Source organism: Massilia sp. Root418 (assembly GCF_001425265.1).
Taxonomy (GTDB): domain Bacteria; phylum Pseudomonadota; class Gammaproteobacteria; order Burkholderiales; family Burkholderiaceae_D; genus Rugamonas.
Genome location: NZ_LMEC01000001.1, coordinates 366,108 through 391,649, shown reverse-complemented (window position 1 = coordinate 391,649; position 25,542 = coordinate 366,108). Strand labels below are relative to the sequence as shown.

General features: G+C 66.8%; 20 protein-coding genes and 1 pseudogene. 16 read left to right on the top strand and 5 right to left on the bottom strand.

Annotated elements, in window-relative coordinates:
• Positions 1 to 53: 53 nt before the first annotated feature.
• Positions 54 to 2,783, bottom strand: coding sequence for an FAD-dependent oxidoreductase (locus ASC94_RS01555; RefSeq protein WP_056389743.1), 2,730 nt, complete (start codon positions 2,781 to 2,783; stop codon positions 54 to 56).
• A gap of 173 nt (positions 2,784 to 2,956) precedes the next feature.
• Positions 2,957 to 4,741: a glycoside hydrolase family 2 protein gene (locus tag ASC94_RS01550; RefSeq protein WP_056389742.1), complete on the bottom strand. Its 1,785-nt coding sequence runs from the start codon at positions 4,739 to 4,741 to the stop codon at positions 2,957 to 2,959.
• Between the two features lie 254 nt (positions 4,742 to 4,995).
• Between ASC94_RS01550 and ASC94_RS01545 the strand changes: the two genes are divergently transcribed.
• From ASC94_RS01545 to ASC94_RS01510, 8 genes are all read left to right on the top strand, one after another.
• On the top strand, positions 4,996 to 5,886 hold the full coding sequence (locus ASC94_RS01545; protein WP_056389739.1) for a manganese catalase family protein: 891 nt from the start codon (positions 4,996 to 4,998) through the stop codon (positions 5,884 to 5,886).
• A gap of 7 nt (positions 5,887 to 5,893) precedes the next feature.
• A complete protein-coding gene (locus tag ASC94_RS01540; RefSeq protein WP_056389736.1) occupies positions 5,894 to 6,901 on the top strand; it encodes a ZIP family metal transporter in 1,008 nt (335 codons plus the stop codon).
• A gap of 102 nt (positions 6,902 to 7,003) precedes the next feature.
• Positions 7,004 to 7,777, top strand: a complete 774-nt coding sequence (locus ASC94_RS01535; protein WP_056389732.1) for a YdcF family protein — start codon at positions 7,004 to 7,006, stop codon at positions 7,775 to 7,777.
• A 35-nt stretch (positions 7,778 to 7,812) separates the two neighbouring features.
• Complete coding sequence (locus ASC94_RS01530; protein ID WP_082616011.1) at positions 7,813 to 9,291, top strand: right-handed parallel beta-helix repeat-containing protein; 1,479 nt, start codon at positions 7,813 to 7,815, stop codon at positions 9,289 to 9,291.
• A 146-nt stretch (positions 9,292 to 9,437) separates the two neighbouring features.
• Positions 9,438 to 10,865, top strand: coding sequence for a circularly permuted type 2 ATP-grasp protein (locus ASC94_RS01525; RefSeq protein WP_056389729.1), 1,428 nt, complete (start codon positions 9,438 to 9,440; stop codon positions 10,863 to 10,865).
• Positions 10,859 to 11,803, top strand: coding sequence for an alpha-E domain-containing protein (locus ASC94_RS01520; protein ID WP_056389726.1), 945 nt, complete (start codon positions 10,859 to 10,861; stop codon positions 11,801 to 11,803). Before ASC94_RS01525 ends, ASC94_RS01520 begins: the two co-directional genes overlap by 7 nt.
• A 9-nt stretch (positions 11,804 to 11,812) precedes the next feature.
• Positions 11,813 to 12,616 carry a transglutaminase family protein gene (locus ASC94_RS01515; RefSeq protein ID WP_056389723.1) on the top strand — a complete coding sequence of 268 codons (804 nt, stop codon included), beginning with the start codon at positions 11,813 to 11,815 and terminating at the stop codon, positions 12,614 to 12,616.
• Between the two features lie 62 nt (positions 12,617 to 12,678).
• The gene (locus tag ASC94_RS01510; protein ID WP_056389720.1) at positions 12,679 to 13,527 is read left to right on the top strand and encodes a proteasome-type protease; all 849 of its coding nucleotides are present in this window, start codon (positions 12,679 to 12,681) and stop codon (positions 13,525 to 13,527) included.
• A 32-nt stretch (positions 13,528 to 13,559) separates the two neighbouring features.
• On the opposite strand, the gene ASC94_RS01505 is transcribed toward ASC94_RS01510, so the two are convergent.
• The gene (locus ASC94_RS01505) at positions 13,560 to 15,815 is read right to left on the bottom strand and encodes a cation-translocating P-type ATPase (protein WP_229417130.1); all 2,256 of its coding nucleotides are present in this window, start codon (positions 15,813 to 15,815) and stop codon (positions 13,560 to 13,562) included.
• Between the two features lie 413 nt (positions 15,816 to 16,228).
• Between ASC94_RS01505 and ASC94_RS01500 the strand changes: the two genes are divergently transcribed.
• The 6 genes from ASC94_RS01500 (at position 16,229) to ASC94_RS33410 (ending at position 21,566) form a co-directional block, all read left to right on the top strand.
• Positions 16,229 to 16,636 (top strand): hypothetical protein, encoded by a 408-nt coding sequence (locus tag ASC94_RS01500; protein WP_056389717.1) that lies wholly within the window; start codon positions 16,229 to 16,231, stop codon positions 16,634 to 16,636.
• Positions 16,637 to 16,651: 15 nt separating this feature from the next.
• Positions 16,652 to 17,569 (top strand): LysR family transcriptional regulator, encoded by a 918-nt coding sequence (locus ASC94_RS01495; protein WP_056389714.1) that lies wholly within the window; start codon positions 16,652 to 16,654, stop codon positions 17,567 to 17,569.
• Positions 17,570 to 17,639: 70 nt separating this feature from the next.
• The gene (locus ASC94_RS01490; protein WP_056389711.1) at positions 17,640 to 18,329 is read left to right on the top strand and encodes a YoaK family protein; all 690 of its coding nucleotides are present in this window, start codon (positions 17,640 to 17,642) and stop codon (positions 18,327 to 18,329) included.
• A gap of 131 nt (positions 18,330 to 18,460) precedes the next feature.
• Positions 18,461 to 19,138, top strand: a complete 678-nt coding sequence (locus ASC94_RS01485; RefSeq protein ID WP_229417129.1) for a response regulator transcription factor — start codon at positions 18,461 to 18,463, stop codon at positions 19,136 to 19,138.
• A gap of 9 nt (positions 19,139 to 19,147) precedes the next feature.
• Positions 19,148 to 20,590, top strand: coding sequence for a catalase (locus ASC94_RS01480; RefSeq protein ID WP_056389708.1), 1,443 nt, complete (start codon positions 19,148 to 19,150; stop codon positions 20,588 to 20,590).
• Between the two features lie 112 nt (positions 20,591 to 20,702).
• Positions 20,703 to 21,566, top strand: a complete 864-nt coding sequence (locus ASC94_RS33410; protein WP_229417128.1) for a hypothetical protein — start codon at positions 20,703 to 20,705, stop codon at positions 21,564 to 21,566.
• Positions 21,567 to 21,589: 23 nt separating this feature from the next.
• Here the strand turns inward: ASC94_RS33410 and ASC94_RS01470 are convergent.
• Positions 21,590 to 22,765 (bottom strand): annotated as a pseudogene (locus ASC94_RS01470) (sugar transferase); the annotation flags it as partial.
• A 114-nt stretch (positions 22,766 to 22,879) separates the two neighbouring features.
• Between ASC94_RS01470 and ASC94_RS32230 the strand changes: the two are divergent.
• Both ASC94_RS32230 and nadB read left to right on the top strand, forming a co-directional pair.
• Entirely contained in the window at positions 22,880 to 23,032 is a 153-nt protein-coding gene (locus ASC94_RS32230) for a hypothetical protein (protein ID WP_157201236.1), read from the top strand.
• A 10-nt stretch (positions 23,033 to 23,042) separates the two neighbouring features.
• Positions 23,043 to 24,656: an L-aspartate oxidase gene (gene nadB, locus ASC94_RS01465; RefSeq protein WP_056389703.1), complete on the top strand. Its 1,614-nt coding sequence runs from the start codon at positions 23,043 to 23,045 to the stop codon at positions 24,654 to 24,656.
• 75 nt (positions 24,657 to 24,731) lie between these two features.
• Here the strand turns inward: nadB and ASC94_RS01460 are convergent, their stop codons facing one another.
• Positions 24,732 to 25,493 (bottom strand): ABC transporter substrate-binding protein, encoded by a 762-nt coding sequence (locus ASC94_RS01460; RefSeq protein WP_082616009.1) that lies wholly within the window; start codon positions 25,491 to 25,493, stop codon positions 24,732 to 24,734.
• Positions 25,494 to 25,542: the final 49 nt, after the last annotated feature.

Sequence of the window (25,542 nt, the reverse complement as noted above, 5' to 3'; positions counted from 1 at the left end):
AGCACGTGATGTGCTTTGCGAGTATAGGTCCGGTAGCGCTGGGAAACAAGCACTCAGCCTTCGCCGCCGGAACTACCAGCTTGCAAGCCGCCCGCCCTTGCCGCCTTGGCCTGCACCGGCGCCTCCAGCGCCGCAGCCGCCAGCTCGGCGGCGCGCTTGCCGGCCATGAAGGCGTGGTCCGAGTTGTAGTACTCCCACTCGCTGTAGCGGCCAGCCAGCAGGATGCCCTGCGATTCCATCCAGGTGCGCACCGTGGCCACGTTGGCGGCGCGGGCATGGTCGTACACCACGTAGGCGTACGGCATGTCGACCAGGCTGGCGGTCAGCACCTGGTCGCCCGGCTGCATGATGCCGACCTTGACGCAGTCGGCGATGCAGCGCGCCACCAGCGCGTCGCCATCGACCGGTAGCGGCTTGGTCGGCGAGTACGTGATCTCGCAGGTGAAGCCGAAGCCGCCGGGCGGATTGCATTCGGGGCTGGCGTTGCCCTGAACAAAGATGCGGTGGAAGATGGTGTCTTCCGGGTAGTAGATCCAGTGCTTGTCGGTGACATCGGTACGGGCGATGCCGATGTTCACGCAGCGCACCGACACGTGGCGCAGCCCGCGCGCGGCGGCGCGTACTTCCGGCGGCGCCTCGGCGCCCACCAGCCGCACCAGCTCCGGCAGCGGCATGGTGCTGATCAGGCGCTGATACTGGAAGCGGCGGCCATCGGCCAGCGCCACGGTGCGCTCGCTCGGCAGCAGCTGCACCACGTCCGCGTTCAGCTCAATCTTGCCACGGATGTGCGGCAGGAAGCCGTCCATCAGGGCCTGGAAGCCGCCCCGGCGCGGGTAGCCGAAGCGCGCGTTCGGTCCCATCGGCCGCGCCACGGGCTTGAGTGCGCCGTCGATGATTTCGCCCAGGTCGGGCAGCGGCACGCGCCCGCCCAGCCACGAGGTTTCCATCTCGCTCAGGGGCACGGTCCACAGCTTGCGGTTGTAGGGAATGGCGAAGTGGCGCGCGATGCCGGCGCCCCACACCTGGTGGATGAACTCTTCGAAACTGCGGCCGCGCGGCGGCGCGGCGTCCTGCTTCTGCTGGCCGCCATCCTGCGCCGCGCTGCCGTTGAAGGCGTCCGCCGTGCCGTCCGCGCAGCAGTCTTCCACGGCCTCGGTCTTGCAGGCTGGTGCGGCGCTGGCTTCGCCCTCGCCGGCGGCCTTGCCGTAGCGCGCCTCGATGGCGCCCATGATGCATTCCTTGATCACGTCCGGCGGCAGGCCGTGCAGTGCGCCCTGGAAGGGGTAGCGCGTAAACACCTGCTTGCTGTAGATCCACGCCTCGCGCATCTGCCAGTGCTGGTTGTCGCCCAGCAGCGTGTCGTACAGTTTCAGCACGTAGGGGTCATTGGAAAACATGATGTGGCCGGCATGGTCGAAGGTGAAGCCGTTTTGCCGAATCGAGCGGCACCATCCGCCCACCGTGGCGCCGCGCTCGAGCAGTAAAGCGTCCGCGTCCAGGTGATAGGCAGCCGACAGCCCGGTGGGCCCGGCACCGATGATGACGGTGCCGAATTGTTGCGCCGGCGTTTGCGCGCGCAGCGGGTTGACCTTGGCCGGCTCCTGCGCGGCGGCTGCGGGGGCTTGCGCATCCCGGGCGGCGCCCGCATCGGCGGGGCCCGCCGCGTCCGCGTCCGCCGCCGCAGCTGTACCGGGCGGGGCCGAGCCGATCAGCGCGCGCATGGCATCCGCCGTGGCGTCCCACGAAGTGCGCTCAACAATCGCGCGCATATTCGCCGCCATGGCGCTGCGCTGCTGCGGCGTCTGCGCCAGGGCCGCCTCGCAGTGGGTGATGAATTCGGCGTGGCTGTAGCCGATGGCCACCGTGCCGCCATAGGGCTTGACCACGTCGGCGATGGCGGTGCTGACGATGGGCAGCTCGGCGGCCATGTACTCCAGCACCTTGGTCGGGCTGATGTAACGCGTGGCCTCGTTCAGCGCGAACGGCATCAGGCACACATCCCAGCCGGCCAGGAACTGCGGCAGCGCCTCGTAAGACTGCTGGCCCAGGTAATGCACGTTCGGACGCTGCGGCAGCGTCTCGGGCGCAATCTTGACGACCGGCCCCACCAGCACGATCTGCCATTCGGGATGCGCGTCGGCCAGCGCGCCGATCAGCTCCGTGTCCAGGCGCTCATCGAGCACGCCGTAGAAACCCAGCCGGGGCCGGGCAATCTGCTGCTGCAGCGGATGGCTGTTGCCGCGGTCCAGCGCATGCTCGAAATGCACCACGTCCACGCTGCTGGGCAGGCAGTGCACGTTCGGATGGCGGGTGCGCTTGGCTTCGTAGAGGCTGGGGCCGCCGGTGAACACCACGTCGGCCCGGTTCAGCAGCGCGGTCTCGCGCTGCAGCAGCTGGCGCGGCGGATTCTTGAAGGCCGACAGTTCGTCCATGCAGTCGTACACCACGCGCGACGGGTGCAGCTTGGCCAGCAGCGGCAAGGCCATCGGGGTATAGAACCACACGATGGGCTGCTCGCCGTCCGGCACCAATCCTTCGAGCAGCGGCTGCAGCAGCGGAATCTGGTCGTCGTGGAAGCCGGCGGCGCGCGACGGCGTGTGCGGCTGGCACACGGTGACATTGGACGCTGGCTGGTAGGTCGTCATCCGGGCCTGACCGTCATCGTGCAGCGGCTCCTCCACGAACAGCACCTTGAAGTGCTGCGCGAGCCGGGTCAGCAGTTGCTGGGGGCGTTGATAGACGAAGTCCCAGCGCAGATGACTAAAGACGATGATGGTTTCCATGGTGTTCTCCTTGGTTGATGTAGTGGTTGATGGCAGGCGCGTGGCCTGTTCCAGCGCGGCCGTGTACCCCGGCACGGGCGCGCGGTCCGGCGGGCCGGGGTCCTTCCGGTCCCGGTTCTCCTGCCGGCTGTGGCGCCGATGCGCCTTGTTTTCCAGGTCCGGAGCGAGCGCCGCTACGTGTCGCTGTCATCTTGGCCTCGCAGCGGAACGTTGCGGGTGGCCGCATCGATCAGTTCAATCGGGATCTTGGGACTGCGGTCTGCGTTCAGCAGGCCGTTGGTTTCCTGGAAGGTGTCGGCGAACTGCGTGTAGCAGAAGCCGCTAAACATGGGTAATTCGTTGACCACCTTCAGCAGCTCGCGGTAGGCCTCCTCGAAAGCCTCGGGCGTATTGGCGCGCGAGTAGCCCCAGGTGTGGTGGGCCGGCGCGCGCGGATCGAAGGCAATGCCGCCGAACTCGGTGAGGATGATGGGCTGGCCGCGGTGCGGAAAGCCGTCCAGCGTGAGGATGCGGCCGCCGGGGCGGCGCCGGTCGAACAAGGTGGCGACCGGGTCGGTCAGCTCGTAGCGCGCGGCAATGCGCTGCGGGTCGGCGTCGTAGTCGTGGATGCCCAGCAGGTCGGTGGCGGACGCTTCCCAGCCGTCGTTGCCGATCACGGGGCGGGTGGCATCCAGCACGCGCGTCATGTGGTACAGCGCTTCGACCGCGTTGCGGTGGGCCTGCATGGCGGTCAGGTTGGGCACGCCCCACGACTCGTTGAACGCCACCCAGACGATGATGCAGGGATGGCTGTAATCGCGTTCGATAGCTTCGGTCCATTCGCGCACCATGCGCGTGACCGCCAGCGGACTGAAGGCGTAGCAGGACGGCATCTCTTCCCATACCAGCAGGCCGAGCTTGTCGGCCCAGTACAGGTAGCGCGGATTTTCGATCTTCTGGTGCTTGCGCACGCCGTTGAAGCCCATGGCCTTGGCCAGTTCCACGTCGCGCCGCAACGCATCGTCGGACGGCGCGGCCAGCATGGTGTCCGGCCAGTAGCCCTGGTCCAGCACCAGCCGCAGGTGGTAGGGCCGGCCGTTGAGCATGAAGCGGTCGCGGTTAACCGACACCGAGCGCAGCGCCGTGTAGGAGCGTACCCGGTCCAGCTCCACGTCGCCGCAGCGCAAAGTCAGTTCCGCGTCCAGCAGGATGGGCCGCTCGGGGCTCCACAGCAGCTCGTTGCGCGAATCGTCGATGCCGGGGTCGGACAGGGCGATCTTGCGGTTGGCTTCCTGGCCCACCAGCAGGTAGACGTCGTCGGCCAGCAGCTTCCCGCCGTGCAGCAGCTTGACCTCCACCGTCAGGCCCGAGGTCTGGTCGCCGGCCGCCAGGATCTGGCAGCCGATCTCGAAGCCCTCGAAGATCGGCGTCCAGCGCAAGGACTTGATGTAGGTGGCGCCCACCGGTTCCAGCCACACCGTCTGCCAGATGCCGGTGGTGCGCGGATACCAGATCGAGTGCGGCTCCAGCTGCCAGTCCTGCTTGCCGCGCGGCTTGGCCAGGTCGGCCGGGTCGTCCTCGGCGCGCACCACGATCACCTGTTCCTCGCCGGGCAGCAGCGCCGAGGTGATATCGGCGTAGAACGGCGTGTGCCCGCCCTCGTGCTGGGCCACCAGTTCGCCGTTCACCCACACCTTGGCCGCGTAGTCCACCGCGCCGAAATGCAGCAGGGTGCGCGGCCCGCGCGTGGACAGGCTGATGACCTTGCGGTACCAGCATACGGGATGAAAGCCGGTGTCGCCGATGCCGCTCGCGACCGACTCCGGCGGGAACGGCACGTTGATAGCAGCATGCCAGTCGATCTCGTCCTGGGGGCCCCGAAGGCGCCGTTCGTCGTCGTAGGAAAAGTCCCAACGTCCGTTCAGGCAGATCCAGTCTGGGCGCACCAGCTGCGGCCTGGGGTAGGCAAAGTCGTCCATTTCATCTCCACCGGTTTGTTCAATCCGGAGAAAATCTTAACAACGTTCTCCGCCTTGCGCCGCGCCAATTCCGCTCTGAAATTTTTTTCGTGAAAGCGCGTGGCGGCTTTAGCTGCGGTATCTCAGCCGTATCGGCCACGGCTGAGCGGCGCGGGAACGACTCCTACAAATCGTTGCGCCGGCTTCCTATCGCGATGTCCTTCGCCAGCGCAGAAGATGGGCAGTGCGAACACCACGACAACGAAGGAGGAATCATGTTTGCACACAACAAACGGCTGCAATACACGGTGCGCGTCAGCGAATCGAATCCCGGTCTGGCCAACCTGATGCTGGAACAGTTCGGCGGTCCGCAAGGCGAGCTGGCCGCCGCAATTCGCTACTTCACGCAGGCGCTGGCCGAAGATGATCCGGGCCGCAAGGACATGCTGCTCGATATCGCCACCGAGGAGCTGAGCCACCTGGAAGTGATCGGCAACATCGTGGCCATGCTGAACAAGGGCGCCAAGGGCCGCCTTGCGGAAGGCGTGGACCAGGAGGCGGAGATCTACCGTTCGATTACCGGCGCCGGCAACGACAGCCACCTGACGCAGGTGCTGTATGGCGGCGGCACGCCGCTGACCAATTCAGCCGGCGTGCCCTGGACTGCGGCCTACATCGACACCATCGGCGAGCCGACCGCTGACCTGCGCTCCAATATTGCCGCCGAGGCGCGCGCCAAGATCGTCTACGAGCGCCTGATCAACCTCACCACGGACCCCGGCGTGAAGGAAGCGCTGGGCTTCCTGATGACGCGCGAGATCGCGCACCAGATGTCGTTCGAGAAGGCGCTGTACGCCATCCAGCCCAACTTCCCTCCGGGGAAACTGGCCGGGCGGCCGGAATTCACCCACGTCTACTACGATATGTCGCACGGAGGCCCCGTAGTCCGCGGCCCGTGGAACACCGACAGCAAGTGGCAGGTGGTCAGCGACCGTGCCCAGCAGCAAGGCGTGGACGGCGGCGACGGCAGCGCTTCGGTGGTGGTGAGCAGCGAGGAGGAAGCGCTGCTGAACCAGATGGCGGCACGCACCATGTCCGATCCCGCTGCCGACCCGCTGACCGGCGCCGAGCTGGGCATGGGAGCGGCGGACGGCGCCGCGCGCTGACCGCGCCATGGGCACCGTGCGTTCCGGCGCCGCCGCCGGCGCCAGCCTCAGGCACTGGCTGAAAACCGCGCTGGGCGCGCTGGTGTGTGCCGTCGGCCTGCTGTTGCTGACGCGCGACCTGATGGACGCGCTGGCGGCGGCATCGCCCGCCGTGCGGGGCGCGCTGGGCGGCGGCATGATGGCCGCGCTCGCCACGGCGGCGGGCACGTTGCCGGTGCTGCTGGCGCAAGGCGTTTCACAGCGCCTGTATGACGCCGCCCTGGGCTTGGGCGCCGGCATCATGCTGGCCGCCACCGCGTTCTCGCTGGTGTTGCCCGCCATCGCCGCCAGCAAGGCAGCCGGCGCGACGGCCTTTGGCGCCAGCGCCGTCGTCGGCGGCGGCATCGCCATCGGCATGGCGGCCGTGCTGCTGCTGGAGCGCATCGCCGACCACCGTCTGCCCGACGCCGGACCGGCTGCCGGCCTCGCCACCGGCCCCTCAGCCGGCACGGGCAACTTAGCGGGCCACTCAGCGAGCCACTCAGCCGCCCTATCAGCCGAGCAATCAGCCGGGCCGGCTTCTGCGAGGCTGCCCATGCGGCACGCCTGGCTGTTCGTGGCTGCTGTTGTTCTGCACAACATACCGGAAGGGCTGGCAATCGGCGTGGCCTACGCCGGCGTGGACGCGCTGAAGGCCCACAGCCTGGCCACCGGTATTGCCCTCCAGGACATCCCGGAGGGCCTGGTGGTGGCAATGGCCTTGCGCGCGGTGGGCTACGGCCGGGGCTTCAGCACCCTGCTGGGCGTGCTGTCCGGTGTGCCGGAACCGTGCGCTGCGGTGCTGGGCGCACTCCTGATCGGCTATTCCGCCGCGCTGTTGCCATGGGGCCTGGCTGCGGCGGCCGGCGCAATGCTGTTCGTGATCTGCCACGAGGTGGTCCCGGCCGCGCACCGCAACGGCCCGCGCGCCGGCGCCTCCTGCGCCCTGGTGGCCGGCTTCATCGTGATGATGGTGCTCGACACTGCGCTGGCCTAGCCGGCCCGGTCCGCAACCGCCCACAGCCGCCCGCTTACCCAAGCGGGCGGCAAACCTTGACCAGACCTTGACATTCGGCAGCGTAATTGCTCCAATGCCAAGATGTTTGCCTCTTACCTCTCCCAACTGGCCCACGCAGTCCTGCTGCCGCCGACGTGTCTGTTCCTCGCGATGCTGGTGGGCTTGCTGCTGCGGCGCCGCTGGCCGCGTGTTGGAACGGGCCTGGCAGGCGCAGGCCTGGCAGCGCTGGTTGCGCTGAGCACCGACGCCGGCGCGCACCTGCTGGTGCGGCCGCTGGAGGACATGACGGCGCCGCTTGCCGCCGGTGCGCCGTCCGCCGCACAAGCCATCGTGGTGCTCGCCGCTGGAAATATGGAACACGCCCCCGAATACGGCGGCAACAGCCCTGACAGCATTGCCCTTGCCCGCCTGCGTTACGGCGCAAGACTGCAGCATCAGACCGCCCTGCCGCTGCTGGTCACGGGCGGCAACGCCGATCCCGCGCGCGGCATTCCGGCCAAAGCCGTCGCCATGGCAAGCGTGCTGCGCGAGGACTTCCGCACCGAAGTGCGCTGGGTGGAGCCCAAGTCTGCAACCACGGGGGAAAATGCCCGGCTCTCAGCGCGGCTGCTCAAGACGGACGGCATCCAGACCGTGCTGCTGGTGACCGACGCCATGCACATGCCGCGCGCGCAACGCGCGTTCGAGCGCGCCGGCCTGCGCGTGGTGGCCGCGCCGACCATGTTCCGCGCGTGGGGGCCGGTCTCCGCATCGTCCTTCCTGCCGCGCGCAGACGCGCTTGCTTCTTCCTATTATGCCGCCTATGAATGGCTAGGTCTCGCCTGGTACCGCCTCCAGGAATACACTGCGGCCTAATCCGCAGCACCATCCAATCAACCTACGGACAAGCCATGCGCCGCTCGCCTTCCATCGCCCATTTCCGCGCTCCGCGCACCTGTTCCGGCAAGCTGCTGCCGCTCGCCCTTCTTGCCCTGCTGTTGCTGGGCGGCGGCGTGGCAGCCGCGCTCTATGCGGTCGCCCATGTCGGCATGGCGCCGCGCCAGGTTGGCCCCTACCTGGCGCAGCGCAGCGCGGGTCACAACGGCATGATCGAAGGCGCGGGCCGCAAGCTGGCGACCACATTGGCCGCGCTGGACGGCGGTGCCGCTGCTGCGCCCACGCTGCCAGCATGGAACGTGGGCGCGCAAGACAGCGCCCGCCCCATGGTGGCCGGCCACCCGGTATCGGTCGCCAGCGCCGGCGGGCTGATGCAAGCGCTGGCGGGCGCCCGTCCCGGCGACGTGATCACACTCCAGCCCGGCAACTACCGCTTCAGCGGGCTGCCCTTCATCGCCGCCAGCGCAGCCGGAAGCAAGGAACGGCCCATTACGGTGCGCGCCGAGCGGCCCGGCACGGCCACCATCGAGTTCAACCTCAGCGAAGGTTTTCTCGTCACCGGCCCCTACTGGACGTTCGAAAACCTGGCCATACGCGGGGCCTGCGCCGAACAGGCCGCCTGTGAGCACGCTTTCCACGTCGCTGGCCGTGCCAGCGGCTTCGTGGCGCGCAACAACACCATCACCGACTTCAATGCGCACTTCAAGATCAACGCCCAAGCCGGCAGCGCGCCGGACGACGGCCTCATCGAAGGCAACACCCTCAGCAACGGCGCAGTGCGCCAGACCAGCCAGCCTGTCACGCCCATTGACCTGGTGGCAGGCAGCCGCTGGACCATACGCGGCAACCTGATTTCGGACTTCATCAAGGCAGGCGGCGACGGCGTCAGCTACGGCGCCTACGCCAAGGGTGCGGGTTCGGCCAACCTGTTCGAGCGCAACGTGGTGCTGTGCGAGCACAAGCTGCGCGGGCACGCCGGCCAGCGGGTGGGCCTGTCGCTGGGCGGCGGCGGCACCGGTGTCGCCTACTGCCGCGACCAGCGCTGCATCACGGAGCAGGACGGCGGCACCATCCAGTCCAACCTGATCGCCTCCTGCTCGGACGAAGGCATTTACCTGAACCGGGCCGCCACCAGCAAGGTACTGCACAACACGCTGATCGACACGGCCGGCATCATGGTGCGCTACCCGGAAAGCGGCGCGCTGGTGGACGGCAATATCGTGGACGGCCGCCTGCGCGCCGAGCACGGCGCCACCGTGCAGGCGGGCGACAACCTGGACACCAGCCTCGGCCGCCTGTTCATGGGTTCGCACCCGCAGCGCGCCCTGTTCCGCGATGCGCTGGGCCTGGACCTGGCCTGGGCCGGCGCCGTTGCGCGCCGCAGCGGCTCCTCGTCCGCCGCTGCGCCCGGCACCGACCTGTGCGGCGCCAGCCGCCCGGCACAACCCGCCTATGGCGCGGTGGAAGACTTCGCGGCCTGCCTGCGGCGCTAGGCGTGGCATTACGCGTGGCACCACCTGTGGCATCACCCGCGGCGGATGCTCGCGCCAACCGTTCGCCCTGAACTGGTGCATTTCTTTGTTGCCAAGCTGGCACGCTTCTTGATACAACAAGCGTATCGCAGCCACGGAACAAGCAGATGCCTACCTTCTTCAACGAAATGCATGCGGACGGCGGAACCGAAGTGCGGGAACACTACCGCGAGTTCTGCCGCTGGCTGGCCCAGCAGCCGCCGGAAACCCTGGAGCGCAAGCGCGCCGAAGCCGACCTGATGTTCCGCCGCGTCGGCATCACCTTTGCCGTCTACGGCGACGACGCCGGCACCGAACGCCTGATCCCCTTCGACATTGTGCCGCGCATTATCCCGGCCGGCGAGTGGAGCCAGCTGCAAACCGGCCTGGTACAGCGCGTAAAAGCGCTGAACATGTTCATCCACGACATCTACCACGACCAGAACATCATCAAGGCCGGCATCATTCCAGCCGAACAGATCTACCGCAACGCCCAGTACCGCCCGGAGATGCAGGGCATCTCGGTGGCGTCCGACATCTACGCCCACATTGCCGGGGTCGATATCGTGCGCGCCGGCCAGGGCGAGTTCTATGTGCTGGAAGACAACCTGCGGGTGCCCTCCGGTGTCTCCTACATGCTGGAAGACCGCAAGATGATGATGCGGCTGTTCCCCGACCTGTTCGCCCGCAACAAGATCGCGCCGGTGGACCACTACCCCGACCTGCTGCTCGACAACCTGCGCTCGGTGGCGCCCATGGGCGTGGACGACCCCACCATCGTGGTCATGACGCCCGGCATGTACAACTCTGCCTACTTCGAGCACGCTTTCCTGGCACAGCAGATGGGCGTGGAACTGGTGGAAGGCAAAGACCTGTTCGTGGCCGACAATGCCGTGTACATGCGCACCACGCACGGCCCCAAGCGGGTGGACGTGATCTACCGCCGCCTGGACGACGACTTCCTCGACCCGCTGGCCTTCCGGCCCGACTCTTCGCTGGGCGTTCCCGGCCTGTTGTCGGTGTACCGCGCCGGGCGCGTGACGCTGGCCAACGCCATCGGCACTGGCGTGGCCGACGACAAGTCGATCTACCCCTACGTGCCGGACATGATCCGCTTCTACCTGTCCGAAGAGCCGGTGCTGAACAACGTGCCCACCTACCAGTGCAGGAAAAAGGAAGATCTCCAGTACACGCTGGCCCACCTGTCCGACCTGGTGGTGAAGGAGGTGCACGGGGCAGGCGGCTACGGCATGCTGGTGGGGCCGGCCTCCACGCGCGAGCAGATCGAGGACTTCCGGCGCCGCCTGATCGCCAGGCCGGACGGCTACATCGCCCAGCCCACCCTGGCGCTGTCGAACTGCCCCACCTTCGTGGAAAGCGGCATCGCGCCGCGCCACATCGACCTGCGGCCGTTCGTGCTGTCCGGGAAGACCATCTCCATGGTGCCGGGCGGCCTGACCCGCGTAGCCCTGCAGGAAGGCTCGCTGGTGGTGAACTCCTCGCAGGGCGGCGGCACCAAAGACACCTGGATACTGGAAAAGGATCAACCATGCTGAGCCGCACCGCCGACCACCTGTTCTGGATGGCGCGCTACACCGAGCGCGCTGAAAACACCGCCCGCATGCTGGACGTGAACGTGCAGACCTCGATGCTGCCGCAGTCCGAGCAGGACGCCGCCCAGGGCTGGCGCGCCATGCTGGGCATCTCCGAGCTGCAGCAGGCCTACGACCGCAAGCACGGCACGGTGGAGGCGCGCGCCGTGATCGACTTCATGGTGCGCGACCCGTCCAACCCCTCTTCCATCGCGGCCTGCCTGAAGGAAGCGCGCGAAAACGCCCGCGCCGTGCGCGGCACGCTGACCACCGAAGTGTGGGAAATCCAGAACCAGACCTGGCTGGACCTACAGAAGCGCCTCGATAACGGCGTACTGGAGCACGACCCCAGCCAGTTCTTCGAGTGGGTGAAGTACCGCTCCCACCTGTCGCGCGGGGTGACCCTGGGCACCATGCTGCGCGACGACGCAGTGCATTTCATCCGCCTGGGGACGTTTTTGGAGCGGGCCGACAACACGGCGCGCATCCTGGACGTGAAATTCCACGGCGCGCGCGGTGCCAGCGAAGAACAGGCCCAGCGCGACTTCTATTACTGGGCTGCGCTGCTGCGTTCCGTGTCCGGCTTTGAAATCTACCGCAAGGTCTACCGCGACATCATCACGCCGGCCCGCGTGGCCGAGCTGCTGATGCTGCGCGCCGATATGCCGCGCTCGCTGCTGGCCTGCATGGACGAGGTGGTGCAAAACCTGCAGCAGGTGCGCAACGACCTGTCGCGCGATACCGAGCGGCTGGCGGGCATGCTGCACGCCGAGCTGCAGTTCGGCCGCATCGAGGACATCCTGCAAGCCGGGCTGCACGACACGCTGACCGAGTTCTTGCAGCGGATTTACGAACTGGGCAATCGCATCAGCCGCGATTTCCTGGTGCCGCTGGCGGCTTAGGAGAATACTGTGCAACTATCGATCCGTCACGAAACCAGCTACAGCTACACCGCGCCGCAGGCCTATTCCATCCAGCAGCTGCACCTGACGCCGCGCGCCGAGGCGCACCAGCACGTGCTGAACTGGCACCTGGGCACAGTAGGCCAGATCCACGGCTACACGGACGCCTACGGCAACCTGTCGCACATGCTCACCATTAATGCCCCGCACACCGGGCTTTCCATCGTGGCCAACGGGCTGGTGGAAACTACCACGCCGGACCAGGGCCGCATCGCCAATGGCGACACGCTCTCGCCGCTGATCTACACCGTGCCGACCCGGCTGACGGCGGCCACGCCGGGCATCCTGGAGCTGGCCGCCGCCTGCCTGCCCGACGGAACGGCGCAGACGCGGCACCTGATGCGCCTGGCCGAGCACATCTTTGGTGCGGTGAAGTATCAAAGCGGTGCGACCGAAGTGACCACCACGGCCAGCGCCGCGCTGCAACTGGGCATTGGCGTGTGCCAGGACCACGCCCACATCTTCCTGGCCTGCTGCCACGCGCACGGCATCCCCGCGCGCTACGTTTCCGGCTACATCGACCCGGGCGGCAGCAGCCACGCCGCCAGCCACGCCTGGGTAGACGCCTGGGCGGAGGACCGCGGTTACAGCGGCTGGGTCAGCATCGACGTCACCCACGCGCGGCTGATGACGGACGCCTACTGCCGCCTCGCCATCGGCCGCGACTACGCCGCCGCCGCCCCGGTGCGCGGCGTACGGCGCGGCGGCGGCGAGGAAGCCATGTCTGTCCACGTCCAGATCGTGCCCCAGTGAAGGCCGGCTGGGCCGGTATGGGGTGTTAGAATTGATGCATTGAACCAATAAACTGTTATCAAATGACTTATTGTGTAGGGATGCGCCTGGACGCGGGCCTGGTATTTCTGTCGGACTCGCGCACCAATGCGGGTGTGGATCAGGTCAGCACAGCGCGCAAGCTGAACGTGTTCGAGAATCCCGGCGAGCGCATGATGGTGCTGATGACGGCGGGGAACCTGTCGATTTCGCAGTCGGTGCGGCAGCTGCTGTCCGAGCACATTGGCGCGGCCGGCTTCGGGATCTGGAATGCGCCCAATATGTACGAGGCGGCGCGCCTGGTGGGCGAAGTCGTGCGCCTGGTGCACGAGCGCGATGCCAAGTCGCTGGCCGAGTTTGGCATTGATTTCAACGTCAGCCTGATTTTCGGCGGCCAGATCAAGGGCGAGCGCTGCCGCCTGTTCCAGGTCTACTCGGCGGGCAATTTCATCGAGTCGCACAACGAGAATACCTATTTCCAGATCGGCGAGGCCAAGTACGGCAAGCCCATCATCGACCGCGTGGTCACGCCGGCCACCGCGCTGGACGAGGCCGCCAAATGCGCGCTGATCTCGATGGATTCGACGCTGCGTTCGAACGTGTCGGTGGGCCTGCCGCTGGATTTGCTGGTGTACGAGAACAACACGCTGGCCGTCACGCGCTTCACCACCATCGACGAGAAGAACCAGTACTTCCAGATGATACGCACCACCTGGGGCCAGCAGCTGAAGACCATCTTCGAAGGCATCGCGGCGCCGGTGTGGGACGCGGCGCCGGAGGTGGCGGTGAGCAAACCGGTGCGCATGCCGCTGCCGGACAACGTTGCCCCGGCCGTGCAGCCGCCAGGCCCGCTGCAGTCGTTCGCGCAGCAGTTTGGCAGCAAGCAGCAGTAAACAGCAGAGAACAGCAGAAAACAGCAGTCTGGTTAAGGCCGCCAGCGCTTGAGCAGGAGCGCGTTGCTGATCACGCTGACCGAGCTGAACGCCATGGCGGCGCCCGCCACCACGGGATTGAGCAGCCCGGCCGCCGCCAGCGGTATGCCCACCAGGTTGTAAATGAAGGCCCAGAACAGGTTCTGGCGGAGTTTGTTATAAGTGCGGCGCGAAATGTCGATGGCGTCCGCCACCAGCGCCGGCTCGCCGCGCATCAGCGTAATGCCGGCCGCGTGCATGGCGACGTCGGTGCCGGTGGACATGGCGATGCCGACGTCCGCCGCCGTGAGCGCAGGCGCGTCGTTGATGCCGTCCCCGACCATGGCCAGGGTTTCGCCAGCCGTCTTCAGGCGCTTCACTTCCTCGGCCTTGGCCTCGGGCAGCACCTCGGCGATCACATGCTGGATGCCGAGTGCGCTGCCCACGGCTTGCGCGCTGCCCTTGTTGTCCCCCGTTAGCAGCACGGTCTTGATGCCGAGCGCGTGCAGCTTGTCCACCGCTGCGCGGGCGCCGGGCTTGACCTGGTCGCCGAAGGCAATCAGCCCGAGCAAGCGCCCCGCGCCGCCCGCCGCGCCCTCTGCGACCCAGGACACCGTGTTGCCCGCCGCCTCCAGCGCCGCCGCCCGTCCTTGCAGCGGCGCCAGGTCCACGCCGGACTCGCGCATCAATCGCGTGCTGCCGAGCAGCAGCGCCCTGCCGCCGACGCTGCCGGACAAGCCTCGTCCCGGCAAGGCCTGCAGGCCGCTGGCCGGCGCAGCAGCCGCGCCGCGCTCCTGCGCCAGGGCCTGGACCGCGCTGGCCAGCGGATGCTCGCTGCCATGCTGCAGCGAGGAGGCCAGGGCCAGCAATCCCGCCTCATCGCTGCCGTCTGCGGCAACCAGCCCGGTTACCACCGGCTTGCCCACCGTGAGCGTGCCGGTCTTGTCGAACACCACGGTACTGACCCGGTGCGCAAGCTCCAGCGCCTCCGCGTCCTTGATGAGGATGCCGTGCCGCGCGCCGACGCCGGTGCCGGCCATGATGGCGGCCGGTGTGGCAAGGCCGAGCGCGCAGGGGCAGGCGATTACCAGCACCGCCACCGCGTTGATGATGGCCGTTTCAGGCGCCGCGCCCGCCAGCCACCAGCCGGCGAACGTGAGCAGCGCAATCACCAGCACCACCGGCACGAAGACGGCGCTCACCTGGTCCACCAGGCGCTGTACCGGGGCCTTTTCGGCCTGCGCGTTTTCCACCAGCCGGATGATGCGCGCCAACGTGGTCTCCGCGCCCACCGCGCCGGTGCGCACCAGCAGCAGGCCCTCGGCGTTGATGGCGCCGCCGGTTACCTTGGCGCCGGCGTGCTTGGCCACCGGCATGCTCTCGCCGGTCAGCATGGATTCGTTCACGTGGCTGGCGCCTTCGGTGACGATGCCGTCGACCGGAATGCGCTCGCCGGGCCGCACCACGACGATGTCGCCGACCCGCACGGCTGCCAGGCGCACGTCCACGTCCTGGCTGCCGCGCCGCACGCGCGCCACGTCCGGCCGCAAGGCCTGGAGCGCGCGGATCGCGTCCGCCGTTTGGCGCTTGGCGCGCGCTTCGAGCCATTTGCCCAGCAATACCAAGGTGATGACAACCGAGGCGGCCTCGAAGTAGAGGTGCGGCATGGGGCCGTGCGCCGCGAGCAGCTGGTAGGTGCTCAGGCCGAAGGCCGCGCTGGTGCCGATGGCCACCAGCAGGTCCATATTGCCGGCGCCGGCGCGCGCCGCTTTCCAGCCCGCCACGTAGAAGCGCGCGCCCAGCCAGAATTGCACCGGCGCGGCAAGGGCAAGCTGCAGCCAGCCGGGCAGCATCCAGTGCCAGCCAAACAGCTCGGCCACCATGGGCACTACCAGGGGGATGGAGAGCAGCGCGGCGAGGCCGACGCGCACGCCCTGCTGGTGCACGTTGCGCGTCTGGGGCGCGGGGGCGCTGGACGGGTCCGTGACCGCTGGCGCGCCAGCCGCTAGGTCAATGGCCTCCTCCGCCTCGGGCCTGGCCTGGTAGCCGGCCGCCTCCACCGCGTGCACCAGCTGCTGCACGTCCACGCCGCGGCCGGCCAGCACCCTGGCACGCTCAGTGGCCAGGTTGACGCTGACGCTGCCCACCCCCTCCACTTTCTTAATAGCCTTCTCCACCCGCCCCACGCAGGAAGCGCAACTCATGCCCTCGATATCGAGCGAGAATTCCTGCTGTGCGGGGTCGTTTTCCGCTATCGCCGTGTTTGTCATGACGCTGTCCTCAGTGCTTTTAGCTGATCAGGACTGCAGTGTATTCCTTCCCATGATGGGAAGGTCAAGCTCATCAGCAATCATGCACCAACCTTATTGGGGTGCCAAGAGGCAATTCATAAGGTGTATATTTCGTTCATAAATCGCTAACGATGTAGGTCTATTCCTACCGTGCGTTGACGAATCTCACAAGTAGTTACAATTGTTACCCTGTCTGGTGGGAATGTGTGCTTTTTGCGCAAAATGAGCATGCTAATATCGCTTCGCTTTGCAAGCCGCGTGCAAAGGGTGCATGATGTAATGCACTGCACCAAATAGCAAAAGCATAAAAAATTTGTTGTATTTTGGAAAGAAGTGGTATCATCCGCATCCACGTCGTCCGAAACGCGACTTGCATAGGGGCAAACTGAAAGATGGAATTATTCAACAAATCCGGCGTTTTGGTAGCAACGGTACTGGTTTCCGTTGGCGTACTGATCGGCGTACAGGCAAAGGACGATATGGTCCCGCCCGCACCGGTTATCGAAGCGACGGCCTTGCAAATGAATAAAGGCAACAATTTTGCTGCAGAGCGGCGACTGCGCGAGTGGGCCGAGCAAGGTTCTGCTGTAGCGCGCCGCGAACTGGCCCGCCAGTACCAGGCCGACAGCAACCGCCGCGACGAAGCCATCAAACTGTTTGAAGACGCTGCCCGCGCAGGCGACGCCCAAGCCGCCATTCAATTATCTGAAATGGAACGCGAGGCGCGCAACGCCGAGCTGAGCAACATCAAGGAAGCGGCCGCCACCCGCACTGCCGCCAATACCTGGAACCGCTACTAAGCGGCGCCCCGGCCGATGGATAGGCTGCGTGCGCTGGAAGTGTTCGTCGAAGTCGTCCGCAAGGAAGGCTTTGCCCGCGCTGCCGAAGCCCTGGACACCTCCCCCGCCAACGTTACCCGCTACATCAGCGACCTCGAAGCACACCTGCACACACGCCTGCTGAACCGCAGCTCGCGCCGCATGTCGCTCACCTCCAGCGGCGAAGCCCTGTTCGAGCGCGCCAAATCCATACTTGACGAAGTGGCCGAGGCCGAAGCCATCGTGTCGTCCGCCACCATGCAGCCACGCGGCCTGCTGCGCATCAACGCGCCGCTCAGTTTCGGCGTGCTGCACCTGGCGCCGCTGTGGCCGCGCTTCATGGAACGCTATCCGGAGGTGCAGCTGGAGGTGGCGCTGATCGACCGGGTGGTGGACATCGTCGAGGAAGGCTACGACATGGCGATCCGCATCTCGCGTTCCGGCTCGGCCTCGCACGTGGCGCGCAAGCTGGCCAGCTCGGTGAACGTGCTGTGCGCCGCCCCCGCTTACCTGGCCAAACACGGCGCGCCGGCTGTCCCGGCCGACCTGCTCAAGCACAGCTGCATCGGCTACAGCTATGCCGCCAGCGACGAGTGGCAGCTGCTGGATGCCGAGGGCAAGCTGCACACTGTCAAGATTCCCTTCATGATGCGCACCAATAACGGCGATACCGCGCGCGCCGTGGCGCTGGGCGGCCAGGGCCTGATCTGGCAGCCCACCTTCCTGATTGGCGCAGACCTGCGGGCGGGACGCCTGGTGCAGGTGCTGCCGGACTACCGCATGCCAGACATCGACATCCAGGCCGTCTATCCCAGCCGCCGCCACCTGAGCGCCAAGGTGCGCGTGATGATCGATTTCCTGGTCGAGCAGTTCAAGGACACGCCGCCCTGGGACCGCGCCGACGCCACCGCATAGGGCAAATGGGAGAGCGCGCCCGGGCGCGCGCTGCGTTACAGTGCCTCCATTGACACAATGGAGAGAATTCATGGCTGAAGGCAACAACGAAGTACAGGCATCCCGGCAAGCGGCGGTGCTGGGGTTTATCGGCGGTTACGTGGACACCCTGGGCTTTGTCGCCCTGTTCGGCCTGTTCACGGCCCACGTCACCGGCAACTTCGTGCTGATCGGCAGCGAGCTGGCGCGGCCCAGCGGCAATAGCGTACTGATCAAATTCCTGGCCTTCGGCGCCTTCGTGGCCGCGATTGCCTTCACCCGTCTGTACATCCTGTGGCTGGAGCGGCGCGGCGCGCCCCCGCTGCGCTCCGTGTTCGGCTTGCAATTGCTGCTGCTGACAGGCTTCATGCTGGCCGGGCTGGCCGCCGTGCCGCTGGCCTCGTCGGATACCCCGCTGGCGCTGCTGGCCGGCGCCCTGGGCGCTGCCGCCATGGGGGTGCAGAACGCGGCCGCCAAGCTGCTGCTGTCCAGCCTCACACCCACCACCGTAATGACCGGCAACGTGACGCAGCTCGTGATCGATCTGGTGGACATCGCGCGCGGCGGTGCCGACGCCGCCATCCACCGCCGCTGCGCGAAGTTCCTGTGGCCCATCCTGGCCTTCGGCGTGGGCGCCATCGGAGGCGCTTTTGCATACATTTTCGCCGGATTTTACGGCTTGCTGCCCGCTATCGCGCTGCTGGCCTGGCTCATCCATGGGGCCCGCCCGCAGCCAGCTTGAAGCAGGTAACGCATGCAAAATCCGCGTTAACCCCGATTAACATCTCTTAACTTGATCTGCCTACCTTGCCCAGCCATCATGAATGCATGAGAAGCAACAGCGTTCGCTGCTGCAGTACGTAGGAGATCACCATGCAGCTCAACACCGTCAACCTCCACATCATGCATGAAGACCCCGTCATGACGGCGGGACTGCGCGCCATCCTCGGCGAGCATGCCGATTTCACCGTGTCCACCCACGCCCTGTGTCCGCATGCGCTGAGCATGGCGCAGGTGATCGTGGCCGATTACCAGAGCGGCATTGCGGCCGCGCGCCAGATGCCGCAGGACCGCTACAGCCACGCGCCGCGGGTGCTGATCGTGACCCAGTTCGACAAGGAATGGGAAGTGCGCATGGCCATGGACAGCGGCGTGCACGGCTACCTGCTGCAAGGCTGCAGCGCCGACGAGCTGGTGAAAGCGGCGCGCCTGCTCAGCCAGGGCCTGCGCTATCTGAGCGAGTCGGTAACGCGCTGCGTGGCGGACAGCCTGAGCCGCGAATCGCTGACCGGCCGGGAAACCGACGTGCTGCGCCTACTGGCGCAAGGCTGCTGCAACAAGTCCATTGCCCGCGAGCTGGGCATCGGCGTGGGCACGGTCAAGACGCACGTGAAGGGCCTGATGAGTAAGCTGGACGCTACCGCGCGCACCCACGCCGTGGTGGTGGCCACGCAGCGCGGCCTGATCGGACCGAGCCAGCGCGCCAGCGTACCCAAGACGCTGATGCCCCGCCCGCAAACCAACGGTTTTCACAACGCAGCACTACAGTAAGGACTCTACATGAACAAGCTGACCACCGCCTTCGGTGCGCCCGTCCCCGACAACCAGAATATCCAGACCGCAGGCCCGCGCGGCCCTGCCCTGCTGCAGGATGTGTGGTTCCTGGAAAAGCTGGCCCACTTCGACCGTGAAGTGATCCCCGAGCGCCGCATGCACGCCAAGGGCGCGGGTGCCTACGGCACCTTCACGGTGACGCACGACATTACCCAATACACCAAGGCATCGCTGTTCTCGCAAATCGGCAAGCAGACCGAGCTGTTCGTGCGCTTCTCCACGGTGGCCGGCGAACGCGGCGCGGCGGACGCCGAGCGCGACATCCGCGGCTTTGCCATCAAGTTCTACACCGAGCAAGGCAACTGGGACCTGGTGGGCAACAACACGCCGGTGTTCTTCCTGCGCGACCCGCTCAAGTTTCCCGACCTGAACCACGCCATCAAGCGCGACCCGCGCAGCGGCCTGCGCAGCGCCAACAGCAACTGGGACTTCTGGACCCTGCTGCCGGAAGCGCTGCACCAGGTGACGGTGGTGATGAGCGACCGCGGCATTCCGCGCAGCTATCGCCACATGCACGGCTTCGGCAGCCACACCTTCAGCTTCATCAACGCGCAGAACGAGCGCCACTGGGTGAAGTTCACGCTCAAGACCCAGCAGGGCATCGAGAACTTCAGCGACGAGGAAGCTACCGCCCGCATCGGCGGCGACCGCGAGACCCATCTGCGCGACCTGTACGACAGCATCGAAGGCAAGGACTTCCCGAAATGGACGCTGTACGTACAAGTGATGCCTGAGAAGGAAGCGGCCACTTGCCCGTACAACCCCTTCGACCTGACCAAGGTATGGCTGCACAAGGACTACCCGCTGATCGAAGTGGGCGTGCTGGAACTGAACCGCAACCCGGAAAACCATTTCGCGGAAGTGGAACAGGCGGCCTTCAATCCCGCCAACATCGTGCCTGGCATCAGCTTCTCGCCGGACAAGATGCTGCAGGGCCGCTTGTTCTCCTACGGCGACGCGCAGCGCTACCGCCTGGGCGTGAACCACGCGTCCATCCCCGTGAATGCGCCCAAGTGCCCGTTCCACAGTTACCACCGCGACGGCCAGATGCGGGTGGACGGCAACAAGGGCGGCGCCACGCCGTACGAGCCGAACAGCTACCAGGAATGGGTGGAGCAGCCCGACTTCCGCGAGCCGCCGCTGGCGCTTGATGGCGCGGCCGACCATTGGAACCAGCGCACGGACGACGACTACTTCAGCCAGCCGCGCCTGCTGTTCCAGCTGATGACGCCCGAGAAGCAGGCACTGCTGTTCGACAACACGGCGCGCGCCATCCTGGGCGCCTCGCAGCAGGTGATCGACCGCCACATCGAAAACTGCACGCGCTGCGATCCTGCCTACGGCGCAGGCGTCGCTGCCGCTATCGCGCGCATCCACAACGCCGCGTAAGGGCACCACGCCCGAACCTGCCGCGCGCAAAAAGTTCCCCTCCTCCGCTTGACCTCCCTCAGCCCGCTGTCCGCAGCGTGGCGGATACTGGAGCCAACCGGAGGAGAGCGCCGTGGCACACCATCAGCAATTCCTGGACAGCCTGCACGCCTACACGCGGCGCCACCGCGCAGAGCCGTGGCGTGGCACCTTCAGCCAGTTCATTGAACACGTCGTGACCCGGGACGCCGGGGCCCCTGCCCTGGTGGCGCGCAACTCCCACCAGTACATCTGGGACATGCTGCGCTGGAGCCGGGCCCGCAACGATGCGGACGGCGGCCAGGACGGCGGCCGCGATTTGTTCAGCGGGGAGCTGTTCGGCCTGGACGAGGCACTGGCCCGCGTCAGCGCCTACTTCCAGGCGGCAGCTGCCGGCTCGGAGGTCGGGCGCCGCCTGCTGCTCCTGCTGGGACCGCCTTCCGGCGGCAAATCCACCCTCGTCATTCTGCTCAAGCGCGGCCTGGAAGAATACAGCCAGACAGCCGAGGGCGCGCTGTACGCCGTGGCCGGCTGCCCCGTGCACGAATCGCCGCTGCACCTGCTGCCGCACAGCATGCGTCCCGCGTTCCGCGACACCTATGGCGCCGTGGCGGAAGGCGAGCTGTGCCCTTATTGCCGGTCCTGCCTGGAGCGGCAGCACGGCGGCGACTTCCTGCAAATGCCTGTCGAACGCGTGTTCCTGTCGGAGGCGGACCGCTGCGGCGTGGGCACGTACGCGCCGCACGACCCGGCCACCGCCGACATGGCCGACCTGGTGGGCTCGGTCGACCTGGCCAAGGTCGCCGAAGTGGGCGACGAAGGCGATCCGCGCGCCTGGTCCTGGTCCGGCGCCGTGTACGCCGCCAGCCGCGGCTTGCTGGAAATGATAGAAATCCTGAAGGCCAAGCGCGAGTTCCTGCAGCGCACCGCGTCGTCCACCGAGGCGCCGTACTGGTAGCGCACCTGTGCCAGCCCCGTAATGCCCGGCTTGATGCTGTGCCGCACGTTGTAGTACGGCACCTCGTTGCCGAGCTGCTCGACAAAATACGCCCGCTCCGGGCGCGGCCCGACAAAGCTCATCTCGCCGCGGAACACATTGAGCATTTGCGGCAGTTCATCGATGCGCAGCTTGCGTATCCAGTGCCCCACCCGCGTCACGCGCGGATCGTCCTGGGCGGCCCAGCGCGGCGTGCCGTCGCCCTCGGCATCGCAGCGCATGCTGCGGAATTTCAGCACCCTGAACAAGCGCCCGTCCCGGCCCACCCGCTCCTGCTGGTAAAACACCGGCCCGCCATCCTGGGCCACGATGCACAGCGCGGTCAGCAGCATGACCGGCAGGGCCGCCAGGCAGATCGCGCCGCTGGCGGCCAGGTCGAACGTCCGTTTCACGCTTGCACGCAGAAAACTCTGGTCAAACCCGCCGCCGAAGATCAGATAGCTCGGCTGCAGCGAATCGATGCGGATCTGGCACGCCTCGCGCTCAAAGAAGGCGGCCGCGTCCACCACCCGCACCCCGCCCAGCACGCATTCCAGCAGCTGCCTCAGCGGATAGGCGCCGCCGCGCCGGTCGCCAAGCGACACCACCACCTCGCCCGCGCCGTGGGCGCGCGCCAGTTCCAGCAGCGACGGCCCGGCCGGCAGCAAACAGGACACCGCCACCCGGCGCTCCTCGCCCGGCACCGGCACGCAGCCCACCACCTGGAAACGCTGGAAGCCGTGCTTGCTTGCGGCCAGCTCCATGCATTCCTGCGCCAGCGCGCCGTCTCCCAGCAGGATCAGCCGGTGCGCCATGCGGTCCGCGCGCACGGTGGAAAACAGCAGCAAACGTGTCAGCAGCACGGCGCAGCCGCCCAGCAGGAAGGCGGCCGTGCCCAACTGGGCCGCGCGCAGGCCCGGCAGCATGCGGGACAGCGCGCTCAGCAGGCCAAACGCCAGCAGCAGCGCCGGCACGATGCGCAGCAGCGTCTGGCGCACCGCGTCGCCCGGATGCAGGCGGAAGTCGGACTGGTACATGCCCAGCGTGCCCATGCTCAGTACGATCAGCAACGCGAACAGCAGCGCGCTCCAATACACGCTGCCCGGGCGCACGGCGCGCTGCGCCTCGGCCAGCCACGCCAGCGCCAGCCCGGCCGTGGCCAACAGCAGCAGCACCTCCATCAGCAGCAGGATGAAGGCCATGCGCGGCACATAATGGTTGAAAATACGGATCACGGCTCGCTCCCGCGCCCCTCGGATGGGCGCCCGCGCCACCGCGCCTGCAGTGGTTCCGCCATGATGCCGCGCACATTTGGCAAGCGTCTTGAGCCGCAACAAGCCCGGCGCGCCGCAAACCCGCGCCAGATCAACATCTTGCGCAAAAATGACCAGCGCATGACAGCCCTGCGGCAAATCGTCTATAGTCTTGCTTCCTACTCAGCAATTTGAACAGAGAACCATGAAATTTGATGTTGCGATTGTCGGCAGCGGCCTGGCCGGCCTGTCGGTGGCCCTGCACCTCGCCGAAACGCGCAAGGTGGCCATTATTTCCAAACGCGAGCTGCTTGACGGCGCCAGCAACTGGGCCCAGGGCGGCATCGCCGCCGTGCTCGACTCGGGCGACAGCCACGACCAGCACATCGCCGACACCCTGGTGGCCGGCGGCGGCCTGTGCGACACGGACGCCACCCGCTTCATCGTGGAAAACGGCCGCGCCGCCATCGAATGGCTGATCGACCAGGGCGTGCCCTTCACGCGCGACGACAGCGCCGAGCTGGGCTTCCACCTGACACGGGAAGGCGGCCACAGCCAGCGCCGCATCATCCACGCCGCTGACGCCACCGGCCACGCCGTGCAAGTCACGCTGGAACAGAAGGTGCGCGCGCACCCCAACATCAGCCTGTTCGAGCACCACTGCGCCATCGACCTGATCACCTCCGACAAGCTGGACGGCAAGGAACAGCGCCGCAACCTGCAGCCCAAGTGCCACGGCCTGTACGTGCAGGACGTGCGCAGCGGCGAAGTGCACACGGTAGCCGCCGAGCATACCGTGCTGGCCACCGGCGGCGCCGGCAAGGTCTACTTGTATACCACCAACCCGGACACGGCCAGCGGCGACGGCATCGCCATGGCCTGGCGCGCCGGCTGCCGCGTTTCCAACATGGAATTCATCCAGTTCCATCCCACCTGCCTGTACCACCCCTACGCCAAGTCCTTCCTGATCACCGAAGCGATCCGGGGCGAAGGCGGCCTGCTCAAGCTGCCGCCCGAAGCGGGCCCGGCCGCCGGCATGCGCTTCATGCTGGCGCACGACGAGCGCGCCGAACTGGCCCCGCGCGACGTGGTGGCGCGCGCCATCGACTTTGAAATCAAGAAACGCGGCCTGGACTACGTGCACCTGGACATCAGCCACAAGCCCGCAGCCTGGCTGATCGAACACTTCCCGACCATTTACGCGCGCTGCCTGGAGCTGGGCATCGACATCACCAAGGAGCCGATCCCGATCGTACCGGCCGCGCACTACACCTGCGGCGGCGTGGTGACCGACCTGCAAGGCCGCACCGACCTGCCGGGCCTGTACGCGGTAGGCGAGACCGCCTGCACCGGCCTGCATGGCGCCAACCGGCTGGCCTCGAACTCCTTGCTCGAATGTGTGGTGATCGGCCGCGCCTGCGCGCAAGACATTGAAAGCAAGGAGCGCCTGGGAACGCCCTACCTGCCGGACTGGGACGAAAGCCGCGTGACCGACGCCGACGAAGAAGTGGTCATTGCCCACAACTGGGACGAACTGCGCCGCTTCATGTGGAATTACGTCGGCATCGTGCGCACCACCAAGCGCCTGGAGCGGGCCCAGCACCGCATCGCCCTGCTCAAGGAAGAGATCGACGAGTACTACCAGAACTTCCGCATCACCAGCGACCTGCTGGAGCTGCGCAACCTGGTGGACGTGGCCGGCCTGATCGTCAACAGCGCGCTGCAGCGGCGCGAAAGCCGGGGCCTGCACTTCAGCCGCGACTACCCCGAAACGCTGCCCAAGGCCCTGCCCAGCATCCTCACCCCCACGCGCCGCTAGCCAAGCAGCCTGAGCCGCATTCTGCCTGATTTAGGGGTCTGACCCCCAAATTAGGCAAAATGCGGCTCAGCTCGCTTATGGGATGTCGACGTCGTAGCGCAGGCTAAGTCGCTTGAGCTCGCCGCTTTCGATCAGGGCGTCGAGGGCACTGTCGAAGCCGGCGCGGATGGCGTCGTGGCTGGCGCGCCTGGGGAAGGCGAAGTAGCCGTCCTGGACTTCGATCACTTGCGGCAGCGCCACCACCTGGCGGCCCAGTTTGAGCGCCGCCAGCACCGGCTCGGTATTGCGGCGGTTGCTGGCGAACAGGGCCACATGCTTGTAGGTCAGCATCAGCAGCCCGTTTTCAACGTTGTTGGCCACGCTCACGCGCAAGCGCGGGCGCGCCGCGTCGAAACCGGCGCCGTAGGCCCAGCCGTTCATCACCACGATGGACTTGCCTTCCAGGGCCGCGTAATCGCCCTGCCAGGCCTGCCCAGCCCCGGCCAGGGCGTAGAACACCATGTCGTCGCGGTAGAAGGCCGAGCGCGAAAAAGCCATCCGTTCCAGCCGTTCGGCAGACTTGTACGGGCCTACCAGGATGTCGGCCATGCCCTGAGCCACCATGGCTTGCGCGCGGGCCCAGGGGTAGAGTTCGAACCGCACCGTGTCCTTGTTGCGGCGCGCCACCAGGCGCACGAGGTCCGGTCCCATGCCGGTGAACTCGCCGTCCGCGCGGCGCTCGAACACGCGCTCGAAATGCGCCCCGACCACCAGCAGTTCGCGCGCCCCCGCAGCTGTTCCCGCCAGCGCCGCGGCCAGCATGGCCACGCCCGCAGCAACTTTCGGTAGTCTGTGCATTGCTTCTCCTAATGCACACATCATACCCAACGGCATGGACTAGTCAAAA

Excerpts from the sequence above, each read along its gene's own strand:
- ASC94_RS01555 (WP_056389743.1), bottom strand. The coding sequence starts at position 2,783 with ATGGAAACCATCATCGTCTTTAGTCATCTGCGCTGGGACTTCGTCTAT.
- ASC94_RS01550 (WP_056389742.1), bottom strand. The coding sequence starts at position 4,741 with ATGGACGACTTTGCCTACCCCAGGCCGCAGCTGGTGCGCCCAGACTGG.
- ASC94_RS01545 (WP_056389739.1), top strand. The coding sequence starts at position 4,996 with ATGTTTGCACACAACAAACGGCTGCAATACACGGTGCGCGTCAGCGAA.
- ASC94_RS01540 (WP_056389736.1), top strand. The coding sequence starts at position 5,894 with ATGGGCACCGTGCGTTCCGGCGCCGCCGCCGGCGCCAGCCTCAGGCAC.
- ASC94_RS01535 (WP_056389732.1), top strand. The coding sequence starts at position 7,004 with ATGTTTGCCTCTTACCTCTCCCAACTGGCCCACGCAGTCCTGCTGCCG.
- ASC94_RS01530 (WP_082616011.1), top strand. The coding sequence starts at position 7,813 with ATGCGCCGCTCGCCTTCCATCGCCCATTTCCGCGCTCCGCGCACCTGT.
- ASC94_RS01525 (WP_056389729.1), top strand. The coding sequence starts at position 9,438 with ATGCCTACCTTCTTCAACGAAATGCATGCGGACGGCGGAACCGAAGTG.
- ASC94_RS01520 (WP_056389726.1), top strand. The coding sequence starts at position 10,859 with ATGCTGAGCCGCACCGCCGACCACCTGTTCTGGATGGCGCGCTACACC.
- ASC94_RS01510 (WP_056389720.1), top strand. The coding sequence starts at position 12,679 with ATGACTTATTGTGTAGGGATGCGCCTGGACGCGGGCCTGGTATTTCTG.
- ASC94_RS01505 (WP_229417130.1), bottom strand. The coding sequence starts at position 15,815 with ATGACAAACACGGCGATAGCGGAAAACGACCCCGCACAGCAGGAATTC.
- ASC94_RS01500 (WP_056389717.1), top strand. The coding sequence starts at position 16,229 with ATGGAATTATTCAACAAATCCGGCGTTTTGGTAGCAACGGTACTGGTT.
- ASC94_RS01495 (WP_056389714.1), top strand. The coding sequence starts at position 16,652 with ATGGATAGGCTGCGTGCGCTGGAAGTGTTCGTCGAAGTCGTCCGCAAG.
- ASC94_RS01490 (WP_056389711.1), top strand. The coding sequence starts at position 17,640 with ATGGCTGAAGGCAACAACGAAGTACAGGCATCCCGGCAAGCGGCGGTG.
- ASC94_RS01485 (WP_229417129.1), top strand. The coding sequence starts at position 18,461 with ATGCAGCTCAACACCGTCAACCTCCACATCATGCATGAAGACCCCGTC.
- ASC94_RS01480 (WP_056389708.1), top strand. The coding sequence starts at position 19,148 with ATGAACAAGCTGACCACCGCCTTCGGTGCGCCCGTCCCCGACAACCAG.
- ASC94_RS32230 (WP_157201236.1), top strand. The coding sequence starts at position 22,880 with ATGATGCCGCGCACATTTGGCAAGCGTCTTGAGCCGCAACAAGCCCGG.
- nadB (WP_056389703.1), top strand. The coding sequence starts at position 23,043 with ATGAAATTTGATGTTGCGATTGTCGGCAGCGGCCTGGCCGGCCTGTCG.
- ASC94_RS01460 (WP_082616009.1), bottom strand. The coding sequence starts at position 25,493 with ATGCACAGACTACCGAAAGTTGCTGCGGGCGTGGCCATGCTGGCCGCG.